A 16,624-nucleotide genomic window follows, 5' to 3' on the forward strand; every position below is an offset into this window, starting at 1 on the left:
TAATCATTATGAGGAAAATTTCAGTCCTATTATGTTAGAACCATGTGATTTTGAAACTTCTATTTTTGAAGAATCTATTTGTGAAAACCAACAGAAAAATAAAACATTTATAGAAGAAGTAATTCTTCATTATCGAAATAATCATGTTGTAAATGAAGTGGAAAAAAGCACTCTCAAAAAGCTAGCAATTATTTATGGTGCGAATCACTTTCCAGGAATTGAAAAACAGTTATTATCTAAAGGATACAATTGAATAAAGAGGTATATGCTCTATTGAGCGTAGGTTCTTAATAGTTCTCTAAAACCAAGGTAAATAGTGTTTGTCTTACATTAAGATAAATCTAAGTTTATTTTTAAGAGTGTCTGCTTATACACTTTAAAAAGCCGTGTATACCGAAAAACGAATTGAGTAGGTAATCTTATTTAAAATATAAATCATGAAAACTATACAATATATATATACTATTATTATGGTAATGTGTACCATGAACATGTCTGCACAAACTAAATCTATAGATGATATTAAAGGCATGCAGAAAGAATTAGCAGAAGTATTAAACGGTATGGTAGAAAGTGCAAAGCCGTATTATAAGGAAGGGGATACATATATGGTTTTTAAACAGAAGTTATACGGTGTCACGGAAATTGCTCCAATCTCAAAAGAAGGAGAGCAATTGATTGAAAAAGTGTATTATTATTTAAAAACAAAAGCGACAAGTAGTATTATTCTAAATGATTCTGGTGAGGTTATAGCAGATGCAATAACATATACAAATAGTGCCAAAAAACTAAATAAAAACGCAAACTTAGATCGTGAGCTTTTCGGAGTATCTGCTAATACAGTAGCAAGTAAATATAAAAATAATCATCCCTGTGGTTGTTGTTTTTTCTGCTTTAGATGTCAAGTACAATGTGCTCGTAACATTTTTGGTTTTTAATAATAGTAAATTAAAAATGAAAAAACACACACTCATAGCGATGCTGTGCCTACCTCTTATGCTCTTTTCTCAACAGAAAAACACAACAGAAAAAACCTCAATTAATGGAGAATTAACCTTTGGTAAAAATCCAGATTGTATAAGAAGAGGTGGTATTTGTACTTTTAATACGAGTCAGAGTAAAGCGCAAGGAAACACACAAATAATCTATAATAAAGAGAACAGTATAACTTTAATTATAGATAGAACCAAAATTACAAAAGAGGAAGAATATAAAATTGTTGGTCAATACCTAAATACAACCTCTAAGGTAAATGCATTAACCTTTATAATGGAAGAAGATTTAACGCTAGAAGCAGAAACCAAAACTGGTTTGAAAACAGCAAAGCATCTAACCAAAATAACAAAGGGCAATTATCCTGTATATATTACAAAAGATACGTTTACTATCATTTTAAAACTAGAATAGTATGGTACAATTTATAAAATATCTAGTTCTTTTAGTACTGTTGTTTATAACCTTTTCTGGATTTGCAGGTGTGAATGCAGAAAATGATATAGATACTGTTTTAACCGAATTACAACAAGAAATACAAACGATAACAACTCAGTATCGTTTGAAAAATTATGCGATACAAGAAAAGCTAATACTACTAAACAAAAATCTGCTGCATGCCAAAAGAGCAAACCAGCAAATTACACTTCTAATACAAAAAGACCAATTACAAGAACGTTTAAAACGAAATTCCTTATCGGAAGCTAGCGATATTAGTAAAATCCGTTATTTAAAAGGGTTACAGATTATTAAAATACTGTATGAAAAAACCTTGAGTTTAGATCATCATTTTGCAACCGTGGCTACTTTTAATGAAATAAATAATCTGAGTAACCCAAACCATTATCCAGAGTTTGCTAAGATGAAAGACGTAATTAGTAGTAAGCAAGACAAAAAAACAGGGTTTAACTTATCTAGCATTTTGGGAGATAATATATATACTTCCGTGGTGCATTCCATAGTGTCCTTATTTACTAATTCCAGTTCTAGCCAAATGGAAAAAGAAGCAGATTTAAAAGATGTGGAGTGTATTTTAGATTTTACTTTGCGAATGCATAATGATTTAAATACCATCTATTTTGAAACTGCTTTTTTACAAAAGAGTAATGATAATATTATTATAGAGTTAGAACAGTTGTTCGTAGATTTCACAAAACCTATTCAATATAAAACACCTTTAAAGGAATGTAGAAATGCAGACGATTGGGATGCTGTTAGAGAAAACCTTAATGGGTTTTTAGAGGAATTAAACAAAGTGATAATTGATGATGCACAACGTTACAAGGCGCATAAAATGCAGATAAACTTGGAGTTTCCAATAGATAGATTACTGCAATTTATAACACAATATAATTCGCATATAAATCAAGGCGCAAAATTCTATGAAAAGTTTGGAATCATGCTAAACAGTTATCAAAATGAAAAGCAATGTGCTTCAAAAATACCTGCAGAATATAAAACCTTAAAAGAAAATATAAAAGTTAGTATTGATAAATTTAATACCGCTTATAAACCTGTGGAAATTAATGGAAGTAAAATGAAACAAATCCTTTACGGCATTAATGAATACGATTAGTTTCTTTATTTTCTTCACTTCGGAAAAGCTATTGGATCAAATATTAGGTGTTTAACGATAGAAGTATTAATTTATAGATAAGATTAACATACGACTTCAAAATAAAATTAAGTAATTTTGAAATGTCTGAAGAATTATCTCGACTACTTCCGATTAATTAAAAAAAGAAAATAAAAAATGAAAATAGCACAGAACCTTTTAGGTTTGTTTTTAGTACTAAATCTTGTCGCATGTAAAGAAACTACGAAAAAAGAAGTAGTTACTAGTGTAGAAACGAAAACGTCTGAAACACAATATAATATTCCGGATTCTTGGATACAAGAAAGAGTGGAAAAAGCAAATAAACGATTGAATACAACCGAAGCGGGTAAAGTGCTATGGAATGCCATGAAAGCACACGGTGGATTAGATAAATGGTATGGCAATGGCTACTTTTCATTCCGTTTTAATTATGAACCAGTAGATGGTAAAGGTATTAGAGATTCTTATCAAACGATAGATACTTGGAGTAATAAGGCAAGACATAATAGTATTGCAGATTCAACATCTATTTTTGGTTGGGATGGTCAAGAGTCTTGGGTAAAAGCAAAAGATAGTTCATCGTTTGCTTATGATACTAAGTTCTGGGCTTTAACACCATTGTATTTTTCAGGGCATCCATTTGTATTGGATGGAGAAGGCGTAAATTTAGAATTATTGCCAGAACAAGAATTTCAAGGAAGCATGCAAAAAGTAATAAAAGCGACTTATGATGCTGGTGTCGGTTCTGCTCCAGATGATTATTATATCCTGTATATCAATACAAAAACGAATTTGGTAGATGCCTTTAAATATATTGTTTCCTATCCAAAGTACTTTCCAAATGGAGGGCACGCACCAGAAAAAATTACGGTTACACAAGGAACGACTACTGTAGACGGAATTGTTTTTGCAACTGGTTTTAAAACCTATTGGTCTACTACAGATAAAGATGGATTAGGCCAATACATTACGAAAATAACCGTTAGTGATCTTAGTTTCTCTCCTACCGTAGAAGAGAACTTCTTTTCTAAACCAGAAGGAGCAAAAGTGTTAAACGATTAGTATTGGTAACGAATAGTATTATAAAAGCCTTAGTAATTCTCTTTTGATTACTAAGGCTTTTTGTTTTTCATAGGTTTTATTTAATCCCAAAAAAAGGAATTAATGACATCCATTATTATGCTATTTCCGTGTACTTTTTTCTATGCTCTGTTCTTGTAATAGTTTATATTTGCTAGTTCCATAAAACCATAGTCATTATGAGCAAACAAAGTAAACGTAGAGAAGCTTTAGTATATCATGCAAAGCCAACTCCAGGAAAGATAGAAGTAGTACCAACAAAAAAATATGCGACTCAAAGAGACTTGTCTTTAGCGTATTCTCCAGGAGTAGCAGAACCTTGTTTAGAGATAGAAAAAGACAAAAACAACGCTTATAAATATACCGCGAAAGGGAATCTAGTTGCCGTAATTTCAAACGGAACAGCCGTTTTAGGTCTAGGTAATATTGGCCCATTAGCTTCTAAACCAGTAATGGAAGGAAAAGGACTTCTGTTTAAAATTTTTGCAGGAATAGATGTTTTTGATATTGAAGTAGATACCGAAAATATTGAAGAATTTATAGCTACCGTTAAAAATATAGCACCAACTTTTGGTGGAATTAACCTAGAAGACATCAAAGCTCCTGAAGCTTTTGAAATTGAAAGACGATTAAAAGAAGAATTGGATATTCCTGTAATGCATGATGACCAACATGGTACCGCAATCATTTCTGCGGCAGCATTATTAAATGCTTTAGAGCTTTCCGAAAAAAAAATAGACCAAGTTCAAATTGTAGTTAGTGGAGCGGGGCCAGCAGCAATATCATGTACCAGGCTATATCAAGCCTTTGGTGCTAAACGTGAAAATATTGTAATGGTAGATAGCAAAGGTGTTATTCGTGATGATAGAGGGAATCTTTCTACTGAAAAAGCAGAATTTGCAACACATAGAAAAATAGATACATTAGATGAAGCAATGAACAATGCAGATGTTTTCATTGGTTTGTCAAGGGCAGATGTAGTGACTCCAGCAATGTTAAAAGTCATGGCTAAAAACCCAATAGTTTTTGCAATGGCGAATCCAGATCCAGAAATAGCATATCAACTAGCAATCGATACTAGAGATGATATTATTATGGCAACGGGTAGAAGTGATCATCCTAACCAAGTTAATAATGTACTAGGGTTTCCATTTATTTTTAGAGGCGCTTTAGATGTTCGTGCAACAAAAATTAACGAAGCTATGAAAATGGCAGCAGTTAAAGCTTTAGCAGAATTAGCAAAAGAACCGGTTCCAGAGCAAGTAAATATTGCATATGGTGAAACTAGGTTAACATTCAGTAAAGAATATATCATCCCAAAACCATTTGATCCTCGTTTAATAGCAACCGTTCCCCCAGCAGTAGCAAAAGCAGCTATGGAAAGTGGTGTAGCTAAAGAACCAATAGAAGATTGGGCGAAATACGAAGAAGAATTATTAGAACGTCTTGGTAGTGATAATAAAACAGTTAGACTTCTACTTAACAGGGCAAGAACAAACCCAAAACGTGTAGTATTTGCAGAAGCAGATCAGTTAGATGTTTTAAAGGCTGCGCAAATTGTATATGAAGAAGGCATTGCACATCCAATTCTTTTGGGAAGAAGAGATGAAATTGAAAGACTAAAAGAAGAAATAGAGTTTGATGCAGATGTGCCAATTATCGATCCTAAATCGGATGAAGAATTAGAACGTAAAAACAGATATGCGGATGCCTATTGGCAACAACGTAAACGTAGAGGAATTACATTGTATTCTGCACAAAAAATAATGCGTGAACGTAATTATTTTGCAGCAATGATGGTTAATGAAGGCGATGCAGATGCACTTATTTCTGGTTATTCTAGAAGTTACCCTTCGGTAGTAAAACCAATGTTAGAACTTATTGGTATGGCGCATGGAACAACGCGTGTAGCAACTACCAATTTAATGATGACCAAAAGAGGTCCTTTGTTTTTAAGTGATACCGCAATTAATATTGATCCAACAGCAAAAGATTTAGCTATTATTGCGCAAATGACCGCTAGAACTGTAAGAATGTTTGGTATGGATCCTGTTATGGCAATGACTAGTTACTCTAACTTTGGTTCTTCAACAAATGAAAAAGCATCCAAAGTAAGAGATGCAGTTGCTATTCTTCATAAAGCATATCCAGATATGGTTATTGATGGTGAATTACAAACAGATTTTGCTTTAAATAGCGAAAAGATAAAAGAAGTGTTTCCGTTTTCAAAATTAGCAGGAAAGAAAGTAAATACACTAATTTTTCCTAATCTAGACGCCGCAAATATTACGTACAAACTATTAAAAGTACTTAATAAAGCAGATTCTATTGGGCCAATTATGATGGGAATGCGTAAACCAGTTCATATTCTGCAACTAGGAGCAAGTGTAGACGAAATTGTAAACATGACGGCAATTGCTGTTATCGATGCACAAGAAAAAGAGAAATGGGAATTAAAACAAAGTAAAAAGACAGGCAAAAAGTAAGTATTTTACCGATTAAATTAACGTTTTATTGTGATTTAACATATCACAATGGTATTGCACAATAATTTTATTACATTTGAGAGTTTAATGCGAATTTTTACATGATAACACATATACAAGGAAAGTTAGTAGAGAAAAATCCAACAGATGTAGTAATAGACTGCAATGGCGTTGGTTATATGCTTAATATTTCTTTACACACCTATTCTCAAATTCCAGATCAAGAAAACTTGAAACTGTATACACATCTTCAGGTTAAAGAAGATTCACATACTTTATTTGGGTTTTCTTCTTTGGCAGAAAGAGAAATGTTTAAGCTTTTAATTTCTGTAAGTGGTATTGGTGCAAGTATTGCTCGTACCATGCTTTCTTCATTAACACCAAAACAAGTTAGAGAAGGAATTGCCGTTGGTGATGTTGCTTTAATTCAATCTATTAAAGGTATTGGAGCAAAAACGGCACAACGTGTTATACTCGACTTAAAAGACAAAGTCCTAAAGATTTATGATATTGATGAAGTTTCAGTATCTCAAAACAATACAAGTAAAGATGAAGCGTTATCAGCTTTAGAAGTTCTTGGTTTTAATAAAAAGCAGGCAGAACGCGTGGTAGATAAAGTGATTGCTGTTCAACCAGACGCAAACGTAGAAGTTATTATTAAGCAAGCTTTAAAAAACTTATAATAAGATTTGAATACAACTAACTCTAAATCAGTAAAAGCAATTCAAAAGCAACTCTTTACTACAGTTGCCGTTTTATTGTCTTTTGTCGCTTGGTCGCAAGAGCCAACACCGCAGGACTCCACAAGCACAGGTTACAGTCTTGGTAATTTACAAATGCCAAATCCTACCAGTATTGTTTCGCAATACACCTATGATCCCACAACAGATAGATATTTTTATACAGAAACGGTAGGTACTTTTAATATTAACTATCCGGTAATCTTAACACCAAGAGAGTTTCAAGAACTAGTAGCCAAAGAAAACTCAAGAAGTTACTACAAGCAAAAAATAGACGCTTTCGATGGTAAAAAGGAAGGAAGCGAAGAAGAACAGAAAAACTTATTACCAGAATTTTATGTAAACTCCGGACTTTTTGAAACCATTTTTGGAAGCAATACCATTGAAGTAGTACCACAAGGTTCTGTAGAAATGGATTTAGGAGTGCTATTCACAAAACAAGATAATCCTTCGTTTTCTCCTAGAAACAGAAGTAATTTTACCTTTGATTTTGATCAACGTATTAGCTTAAGTTTATTAGGAAAAGTAGGAACGCGTTTGCAAGTAACCGCTAATTACGATACAGAATCTACTTTCGATTTTCAAAATTTAGTAAAGTTAGAGTACACACCAACGGAAGATGATATCATTCAAAAGATAGAAGTTGGTAATGTAAGCATGCCTCTTAATAGTTCTTTAATTACAGGAGCGCAAAGTTTATTTGGTGTAAAAACACAATTACAATTTGGTAGAACGACCATTACTGCAGTGTATTCCGAACAAAAATCAGATACAAAAACCGTAGTAGCTCAAGGTGGAGGAACACTAGAGGAATTCGATTTTTATGCTAGAGATTATGATGAAAACAGACACTTCTTTTTAGCACATTATTTTAGAAATAATTATGATGTTGCATTAAATAATTACCCATTTATAAATACGCAAGTTCAAATCACTAGAATAGAAGCTTGGATCACGAATCGAAGTAATAATACAGAAAATGTAAGAAATATTGTAGGGTTACAAGATTTAGGGGAAACGGCTAGAGTCGGTTCTGCAGTTGCAGTTAGCGGAGGTCCAAATGCGTATCCAGATAATGAGAATAATGCATTCGATCCAACCAATATTGGTGGCGCAGGATCACAACTTAATAATTTAATTAGAGATATTGCCACTGTACAATCGGGTATTAATGTTGCAGGAGTTACGGAAGGAGCAGATTATGCAAAATTAGAGAATGCACGAAAATTAACAGAAAATCAAGAGTATACGCTAAACACACAATTGGGTTATATTTCTTTAAACCAACGTTTAAATAGTGATGAAGTTTTGGCTGTTGCGTTTCAATTTACAGTTGCAGGGCAAGTATATCAAGTTGGTGAATTTGCAAATGATGGTGTAGACGCAACAGGAGTTACTACAGATACAGACGGGAATGTTACCGCTGTTACAAATAACAACTTAATTTTAAAATTATTAAAAAGTCCGATTACATCTACTTCCCAACCAATTTGGGACTTAATGATGAAAAATATTTATGATACAGGAGCGTATCAATTAAGTCAAGAAGATTTTAAATTAAATATTTTTTACAACGAAGGTTCTCCAGTAAATTTTATTACACCAGTTTCAGGAACGGCATTTCCAACTTTTGATGCCAATACAACCATTACTACAGATGATTCTGAAATTACCGAAACACCTTTAATTCGTTTATTTCATTTAGATAAATTAAACTACAATAATGATCCGCAAGTTGGAGGAGATGGTTTCTTCGATTTTGTTTCCGGAACCACGGTAATCCCGCAAAACGGAAAAATAGTATTCACAAAAGTAGAGCCTTTTGGAGAATACCTTTTTGATGTTTTAGCATTAGGTGGAGAGGATTATGAGATGACTACGTCATACAATGACAATCAGGCCAAATATGTGTATGATGTTTTATATAAAGAAACAAAAACAGCAGCTCTTGAAGCGGTTGAGAAAAATAAATTCCAAATAACTGGTCGATATACATCTTCTGGTAGTGGTGGTATTTCTATAGGTGCATTTAATGTGCCAAGAGGTTCTGTAGTGGTTACCGCTGGTGGCCGTGTGTTAGTAGAAGGAATTGATTATACAGTAAACTATCAAATAGGAACGGTGCAAATTTTGGACGAAGCGTTAAAAGCTTCTAACACACCTATTCAGGTTTCTACAGAAAATAATTCTATTTTCGGACAAACATCTAAACGTTTTTTTGGTTTAAATGTAGAACATAAGTTTAACGAAAACTTTGTTATTGGTGCAACATACATTGGCTTAAAAGAAAGACCAATAACCCAAAAAGCAAATTATAATAGTGAACCAATAAATAATCAGATTTATGGTTTTAATGTAAACTATTCTACAGAAGTTCCTTTTTTAACAAGATTAGTAAATAAACTTCCTAATATAGATACCGATGTTCCTTCTAATTTCTCTATAAGAGGAGAAGTTGCTGCTTTGCGTCCAGGTTCGCCTAGTGGAACAGATTTTGATGGAGAAGCAACATCGTATATAGATGACTTTGAAGGCTCGCAGAGCGCTATAGATTTAAAATCTGCTAGTTCTTGGCACTTATCGAGTAGACCTATTCGAGTAGATGATACAGATGTTTTTGATGTGCAAAACATTACCAATGGTTATGGTAGAGCAATGTTAAACTGGTATCATGTAGATCCGATTTTTTATAGTAGTAGTCGTCCAGATGGTATTAGTGATGATGATATGTCAGGTTTATATACTTCCAGAGTTTTTATTAATGAACTTTTTCCGCAACAAGACATCGCGCAAGGACAAACAACAGTCTTAAATACGTTAGATTTAGCATACTATCCAGAAGAACGTGGACCTTATAATTTTCAAACGAATGATATTGATATTCCTAACGGAACTTTAACAGCACCTCAAGACTCTTGGGCGGGGATTTCACGATCACTTACCTCTACAGATTTTGAACAAGCAAATGTAGAATATATAGAGTTTTGGTTACAAGATCCATTTCAAGAAAATGCAGCAAATCCAGGAGGTAAATTAGTTTTTAACCTTGGTAATATTTCAGAAGATATTGTTAAAGATGGTAGAAAATTATATGAAAACGGTTTGCCAAAAGATGGCGATGTTAGTGTTTTTACCCAAACAGATTGGGGAAGTGTAGTGCCTTTAAATCAATCCTTAATTTATGCTTTTGATTCTACTGGAGGTGAGCGTACCAATCAAGATGTAGGATATGATGGTTATGATGATAGAGAAGAAAAATCACTTTCTCCATCTTTAGACTATCAAAATTTGGAAGATCCTTCGAATGATAATTATTCTTATTTTTTAAATACAGATGGAGATGTTTTTGATCGTTATAAAAAGTACAATAATGTAGAAGGTAACTCGCCAGATGAATTTAGTGACACCAATAGAGGTAGTACTACGCAACCAGACGTTGAAGATATTAATAGAGATAACACAATGAATACCATTGATAGTTATTATGAATATGAATTAGATATTAGGCCTTCCGATTTAAATCTTAACAATCCATACATTGTAGATATCAAAGACGCGGAAACTAGACAATTACCTAATGGTCAATCTGTAGTTCCAATTTGGTATCAGTTTAGAGTTCCAGTATCTGACTTTACAAATGATGTTGGTGGTATTGCCGATTTACGCTCTATACGTTTTGCTCGTATGTATGTTAAAGATTTCTCAGAAGCTACAGTCTTTAGATTTGGTTCTTTAGATTTAGTACGTAGTGAATGGAGAAGATACTCACAGACTTTAGATGAAGATCTAGGTGATCCAGTATTAGATGTAAATACAGACTTTAGTATTGGTGTAATTAGTACTTTAGAAAATGATGGAGATTATGAATCGCCTCCAGGAGTAGATCCAGAAGAATTATATAATAACAATACGGTTATAAGACAAAACGAACAGTCATTAGTGGTGAATGTTTGCGATTTAGAATCCCATGATGCAAGAGCAGTTTATAAAAATATAAACGTAGATATGAGGCAGTATAAACACTTAAAGATGTTTATGCACGCAGAAGTAGGAGAAGATATGTCTTTATTAGAGGATGGAGATTTAGTTGGTTTTATAAGAATGGGTAATGACCTTTCCCAAAACTATTACCAAATAGAAGTACCTTTAATGGTATCTACGGGAACATCCAGATCCGATCTTTGGCCTGACGCCAATGGATTAGATATAGAGTTAGCTATTTTACAACAAATAAAAGCAAAAGCAATTGCCGATAATTTTAGTGCTACAAATGCAACATTTTATGATATTATTGATGGCGATTTAAGCGAGAATTCTGTTGCAGAATTTTCACCATACACCGTTGGGCAACAACGTGTCGCTATATTTGGTAATCCTAATTTTGGAGATATTAGAAGCTTAATGGTTGGGGTTAAAAATGCCGATGATAGAACTTCAAAATGTGGTGAGATTTGGTTTAATGAACTTCGTCTTGCAGAAATGGATAATGAAGGTGGTTGGGCAACCGTTATAAGTGCGGATGGAAATATTGCAGATTTTGCAAATGTTAGTGCAACAGGTAGATATAGTACCTCTGGTTTTGGTTCTATAGAACAAGGACCTCAAGAGCGTAGTTTAGAAGACGTACAACAATATGATGTGGTTACTAATATAAATGCAGGTCAGTTACTACCTAAAAAATGGGGAATTCAAATTCCTTTTAATTATGGTCAAGGAGAAGAAAGTATTACACCCAAATACGATCAGCTTTACGAAGATATTGAACTGCAAACAAGAATAGATGCGGCAGAAACTAGTGCCGAAAAAGAAACCATTAAAGAACAGTCGCAAACCTACACGAAAAGAAAAAATATTAGTTTTATTGGAGTAAGAAAAAATAGAACTACAGATAAAAAACCACAATTCTATGATGTAGAGAACTTAACATTTAGTTATGCATACAACAAAATAGAGTATCGTGATTTTGAAATAGAACGCTCGCTAGATCAACAAGTAAGAACAGGAGCAAACTATGCGTATAATTTTGCGCCATTTTCCATTGAGCCATTTAAAAAGAACGATTCCTTATTTACGGGTAAATATTGGAAAATATTAAAAGACTTTAACTTTAACCCATTACCTTCAAGCTTTACAGTTAATTCAGACTTTAACAGACAGTTTAATAAACAAAAATTTAGAGATGTAGATTTAACTGGAGACAATATTGGTTTAGAGGAATTGTTTAGAAGAAATTATACCTTCGATTTTCAATATACGGTAAACTTTAATGTAACAAAATCATTAAGTTTCGACTATACTTCATCTAGTAATAAAATTGTAAGAAATTATTATATCGATGATGAGTTAAACGGAAGGCAAGATCCAGAATTAACGGTTTGGGATGGTTTCTTCGATTTTGGTGATCCTAATAGACAATATCAAAAACTTGGCTTAAACTACAAATTACCTATAAATAAAATACCAACCTTTAGCTTTATTGATGCTACGTATACCTATAGCGGTGAGTTTCAATGGCAAAAAGGATCCGATTTATACGGAGATATAGAATATGTAGATACCGGTGGTGGTGGATTATCTGGAACCTATGATTTAGGAAACTCGATATCTAATGCAAACCAGCACAATGTGAATGCTTCTTTAGATATGAATAAGCTGTATAAATATCTTGGAATATCAAAAAAGAGAGCAAGAAGTAATGGTAAAGTAAGCAGAGCTAGTAGTGCAACGCCTCCGGGAGCAGGTGAGAAAGCTAAAAAACCTGTAAAAGTTAAAAAACCAAGTAAGTTAGCAAACTTCGGAATAGGTGTACTAACTAGTGTAAAACGTATACAATTAAATTATAACGAATCTAATGGTACATATCTTCCTGGTTATACGCAAACACCAGGTTTTGCAGGGACACTAAAGCCAACTGTAGGTTATACTTTTGGAAGTCAAAATGATATTAGAGAGTTAGCGGCAAGAAATGGATGGCTAACACAATACCCAGAGTTTAATCAGCAGTATACAGAAACACATGCAAAGCAATTTGACTATGCAATTAATATGGAGCCTTTCAACGATCTTAAAATTGATATTGTTGGAAATAGAATTTATTCTGAAAATCTAACCGAAAATTATAACGTAAACAGTGATTTAGAGTATATCCAATTAACTCCAAATACCTACGGAAACTTTACTATTTCGACAGCTTTAATTAAAACAGCATTTAATAAAAGTGATGAAAATGAATCTAAAACTTTTGAAGATTTTAGAACGAATAGATTGGTGGTTGCAAATAGGTTGGCCGAAAAATTCTATGGTAATGCAACCTTTAATAGAGATGCAGATGGCTATCCTGAAGGATTTGGGAAATCTAGTCAAGCCGTATTATTACCATCCTTTTTATCTGCTTACCAAGGACAAGATGCAAGTAAAACGAAGACTACTGCTTTAAGAGATATACCAATTCCTAATTGGGATTTAAAGTATACCGGTTTCATGAAACTGAATTGGTTTAAAAAACGCTTCAAACGTTTCTCTTTATCGCATGGTTATCGTTCTGCATATACTATTAATCAGTTTAGAACAAACTTAGATTATACCGCTCCAGATCCAACCGTGGATTATGCAAGTCAATCTGCAGATGCATTAGATCAATCTGGAGATTTTAAAAATGAGAAGCTATACAGCAATATTAACTTAACAGAAATGTTTAGTCCGCTATTTCGTATAGATTTTGAATCTAAAAGTGCCATAAAAGTACTTTTAGAAATGAAAAAAGATAGAATGCTATCCTTGAGTTTCGACAATAACTTGATGACAGAAATTCAAGGTAAAGAATACATTGTAGGTCTAGGATATAGAATTAAAGACGTACGAATGAAATCTAAACTTGCAGGACCAAACAAAACGATTATTAGTGATATCAATCTAAAGGCAGATGTTTCCTTTAGAGATAATAAAACGATAATCCGATATTTAGATTTAGAAAATAATCAAATAACCTCTGGTCAATCCTTATGGAGTGGTAAATTTACGGCAGATTATGCGTTTAGTAAAAACCTAACCGGAATTTTCTATTTTGATTATACTTTTTCAGAATATGCAATATCTACAGCATTCCCACAAACCACAATTAGATCTGGTTTAACATTAAGATATAATTTTGGTAATTAAAAGTTTAAAATTAAAGGACAATTAAATACATTTGCGAATAACTAATAACTAAAATAAAAAATGAACATTCCAGCAGAATTAAAATATACAAAAGATCACGAGTGGATCCAATTAGAAGGTGATGTAGCAACCATAGGAATTACAGATTTCGCACAAAGTGAATTAGGTGATATTGTTTATGTGGAAGTAGAAACTGTAGACGAAACATTAGAAGCTGAAGAAATTTTTGGTACAGTAGAAGCTGTAAAAACAGTTTCTGATTTATTTTTACCATTATCTGGAGAAATCACAGAATTTAACGAATCTTTAGAAGACGAACCAGAAAAAGTAAATTCAGATCCTTACGGTGACGGTTGGATGATAAAAATGAAATGTTCTGATCTATCAGAAGTCGAAAATTTAATGTCTGCGGAAGACTATAAAGCATTAATAGGTGCTTAGAAAATATGCCTTTGGGATTACCTTGTGCTATACTATAGTATTGGCAATAGCAAGTCTTATTCATATTTCTGGTTTGCCAGATATTAATTATTCCAACTCAGATAAGATATTTCATTTTATTGCATACAGTGGTTTATCCTGGTTTTGGTTTCAAGCATTTTATAATAAATTTAAATGGCCTTTTAATAAAGCATTATTGGTTTCTGCAATTGTTTCCGTAATCTTTGGTATAATTATTGAAGCATTACAAGGTATGCTTACCAAAACAAGAGTTGCAGATAATAATGATATTTTAGCTAACACATTGGGTGTAGGTATAACCGTTATCGTTTTATTGCTATTTAAGAGAACAGAAGTTAAAAAATAATAAACCCTTGCTTATTTGCCAAATAAATGGTTATTTTAGCAACAAGTAAAAACATATAATCATGGAACTTAAGAAAAATCCTAAAGCAAACGTTGGTAGAAATAGTAGCCTATACTTTTTAATAGGTTTAGCGTTAATGTTATTTTTAACAAATTTTGCGATTAATTATAAAACATACGACAAGTCTGTTATAGATATCGGACAATTAAACTTGGATGAAGAGTTAGAGGAAGAAGTGCCAATTACAGAACAAATTCAAACACCGCCACCACCACCGCCACCACCAGCAGCTCCAGAAGTTATTGAAATAGTAGAAGATGAAGCTGAAGTGGAAGAAACAGTGATAGAATCTACAGAAACCAGTCAAGAAGAAGAAATTGTTGAGGTGGAAGAAGTTCAAGAAATTGAAGAAGTAGAAGAAGATATCGAAGTTCCTTTTGCGGTTATTGAAAACGTTCCTGTATTTCCAGGATGTGAAGGAGAATCAAATAACAATGCAAGAAAAAAATGTATGTCTGAAAAGATTAGCAAATTTGTAAACAAGAAATTTAATACAGACTTAGCACAAGATTTAGGACTAAATGCTGGTAAACACAGAATAAGCATTCAGTTTAAAGTAGATAAAAACGGAAATGTAGTTGGTGTACGTGCAAGAGCTCCACATCCAAAATTAGAACAAGAAGCAGTGAAAGTTGTAAGTCAATTACCTAAAATGAAACCAGGTATGCAACGTGGTAAAGCAGTAACAGTACCTTACGGATTTCCAATCTCATTCCAAGTACAAGACTAAAACAATACGTTTTAAAGACTATATTAAAATCCCGTTACATTTTTTGTAACGGGATTTCTTTTTTGGTATGCTTATTGTTATTTTATCATAATATTAACATTTAAATCTTTAATATTATGAGAAAACTTAAAAATTATTACGACCTCAATGACCAAAAAGAGGAAAACGTATTAAAATCACAAAAGCATGATGCAAATTTACAAAAAAACGCTACCATTTACTTTCAAGTAGGTTTAATAATATGTTTGCTATTTAGCTACGGACTTCTAGAAATGAAGTTTGAAACAAAAGCGTTAGACTTAGGTGAAGCTTTTACAGTAGATCCAGACGATGATTTAATTAATATTAATTTTGTTATCGAAGAACCTGTAATAGTAAAGAAAGCTGTTGAAAGATCTAAACCGGCAAGATTAATTGACACGTATAAACCGGTTCCAGATGATACACCGGAGACAAAAGTTGTGGATGTTATTGTAGCTCCTCCAAAGGTAGATAAACCAATAGTTGCAATAGTCGATGTTCCTAATGTAAAGCTCCCTGAAGAACCTGTAATAATTCCTGTGGATTTTGTAGAAGAAGTTCCTATTTTTCCAGGTTGCGAAAGTGCTTCCACTAATGCAGAACGAAAAGCATGTATGTCTGAAAAAATAGCAAAGCACATTCAGAAAAAATTTGATACAGATATTGCTGCCGAGTTAGGTTTAAATGGCGTACAGCAGATTCATGTAATGTTTAAAATTGATCAAAACGGAAACGTTACAGATGTGCAAGCAAGATCTCGGCACAAGGAACTTGAAATTGAGGCGAATGAAGTGATTGGTAAATTACCAAAAATGACTCCAGGAAAACAACATCATAAAAATGTTTCCGTTATTTATGGAATTCCTATTAAGTTTAGCGTTCAGAATTAAGAGTAATATTCTTTTTGAAGTAAAGTCGTTAATAAGTTATTATTAACGACTTTTTTTAATT

At 32.9% G+C, this 16,624-nt stretch carries 12 protein-coding genes; all 12 read left to right on the forward strand.

The window, feature by feature from the left end; all coding sequences use genetic code 11:
- Positions 1 to 253 (forward strand): hypothetical protein (locus tag ACVCZW_RS02185; RefSeq protein ID WP_452231542.1); only part of this gene is annotated, 253 nt, incomplete at its 5' end.
- A gap of 184 nt (positions 254 to 437) precedes the next feature.
- Complete coding sequence (locus ACVCZW_RS02190; protein WP_452231543.1) at positions 438 to 938, forward strand: hypothetical protein; 501 nt, start codon at positions 438 to 440, stop codon at positions 936 to 938.
- A gap of 16 nt (positions 939 to 954) precedes the next feature.
- Positions 955 to 1,407, forward strand: coding sequence for a hypothetical protein (locus ACVCZW_RS02195; protein ID WP_452231544.1), 453 nt, complete (start codon positions 955 to 957; stop codon positions 1,405 to 1,407).
- A 1-nt stretch (position 1,408) separates the two neighbouring features.
- A complete protein-coding gene (locus ACVCZW_RS02200; RefSeq protein WP_452230957.1) occupies positions 1,409 to 2,569 on the forward strand; it encodes a hypothetical protein in 1,161 nt (386 codons plus the stop codon).
- Between the two features lie 177 nt (positions 2,570 to 2,746).
- The gene (locus ACVCZW_RS02205; RefSeq protein ID WP_452231545.1) at positions 2,747 to 3,652 is read left to right on the forward strand and encodes a hypothetical protein; all 906 of its coding nucleotides are present in this window, start codon (positions 2,747 to 2,749) and stop codon (positions 3,650 to 3,652) included.
- 197 nt (positions 3,653 to 3,849) lie between these two features.
- The gene (locus tag ACVCZW_RS02210) at positions 3,850 to 6,156 is read left to right on the forward strand and encodes an NADP-dependent malic enzyme (protein WP_452230959.1); all 2,307 of its coding nucleotides are present in this window, start codon (positions 3,850 to 3,852) and stop codon (positions 6,154 to 6,156) included.
- Between the two features lie 101 nt (positions 6,157 to 6,257).
- Complete coding sequence (gene ruvA, locus ACVCZW_RS02215; protein WP_452230960.1) at positions 6,258 to 6,839, forward strand: Holliday junction branch migration protein RuvA; 582 nt, start codon at positions 6,258 to 6,260, stop codon at positions 6,837 to 6,839.
- A 6-nt stretch (positions 6,840 to 6,845) separates the two neighbouring features.
- The gene (gene sov / locus ACVCZW_RS02220; RefSeq protein WP_452231546.1) at positions 6,846 to 14,054 is read left to right on the forward strand and encodes a T9SS outer membrane translocon Sov/SprA; all 7,209 of its coding nucleotides are present in this window, start codon (positions 6,846 to 6,848) and stop codon (positions 14,052 to 14,054) included.
- A gap of 60 nt (positions 14,055 to 14,114) precedes the next feature.
- On the forward strand, positions 14,115 to 14,495 hold the full coding sequence (gcvH, locus tag ACVCZW_RS02225; protein WP_452230962.1) for a glycine cleavage system protein GcvH: 381 nt from the start codon (positions 14,115 to 14,117) through the stop codon (positions 14,493 to 14,495).
- Positions 14,488 to 14,862, forward strand: coding sequence for a VanZ family protein (locus ACVCZW_RS02230; RefSeq protein ID WP_452230963.1), 375 nt, complete (start codon positions 14,488 to 14,490; stop codon positions 14,860 to 14,862). Before gcvH ends, ACVCZW_RS02230 begins: the two co-directional genes overlap by 8 nt.
- 61 nt (positions 14,863 to 14,923) lie before the next feature.
- On the forward strand, positions 14,924 to 15,652 hold the full coding sequence (locus tag ACVCZW_RS02235; RefSeq protein ID WP_452230964.1) for an energy transducer TonB: 729 nt from the start codon (positions 14,924 to 14,926) through the stop codon (positions 15,650 to 15,652).
- Between the two features lie 116 nt (positions 15,653 to 15,768).
- Entirely contained in the window at positions 15,769 to 16,563 is a 795-nt protein-coding gene (locus ACVCZW_RS02240; protein WP_452231547.1) for an energy transducer TonB, read from the forward strand.
- Positions 16,564 to 16,624 lie beyond the last annotated feature (61 nt).

Source organism: Lacinutrix sp. MEBiC02595, from assembly GCF_053601555.1.

Coding starts and splice junctions, on each gene's coding strand:
- ACVCZW_RS02200 (WP_452230957.1), top strand. CDS start 1,409: ATGGTACAATTTATAAAATATCTAGTTCTTTTAGTACTGTTGTTTATA.
- ruvA (WP_452230960.1), top strand. CDS start 6,258: ATGATAACACATATACAAGGAAAGTTAGTAGAGAAAAATCCAACAGAT.
- ACVCZW_RS02210 (WP_452230959.1), top strand. CDS start 3,850: ATGAGCAAACAAAGTAAACGTAGAGAAGCTTTAGTATATCATGCAAAG.
- ACVCZW_RS02235 (WP_452230964.1), top strand. CDS start 14,924: ATGGAACTTAAGAAAAATCCTAAAGCAAACGTTGGTAGAAATAGTAGC.
- ACVCZW_RS02205 (WP_452231545.1), top strand. CDS start 2,747: ATGAAAATAGCACAGAACCTTTTAGGTTTGTTTTTAGTACTAAATCTT.
- ACVCZW_RS02195 (WP_452231544.1), top strand. CDS start 955: ATGAAAAAACACACACTCATAGCGATGCTGTGCCTACCTCTTATGCTC.
- gcvH (WP_452230962.1), top strand. CDS start 14,115: ATGAACATTCCAGCAGAATTAAAATATACAAAAGATCACGAGTGGATC.
- ACVCZW_RS02190 (WP_452231543.1), top strand. CDS start 438: ATGAAAACTATACAATATATATATACTATTATTATGGTAATGTGTACC.
- ACVCZW_RS02240 (WP_452231547.1), top strand. CDS start 15,769: ATGAGAAAACTTAAAAATTATTACGACCTCAATGACCAAAAAGAGGAA.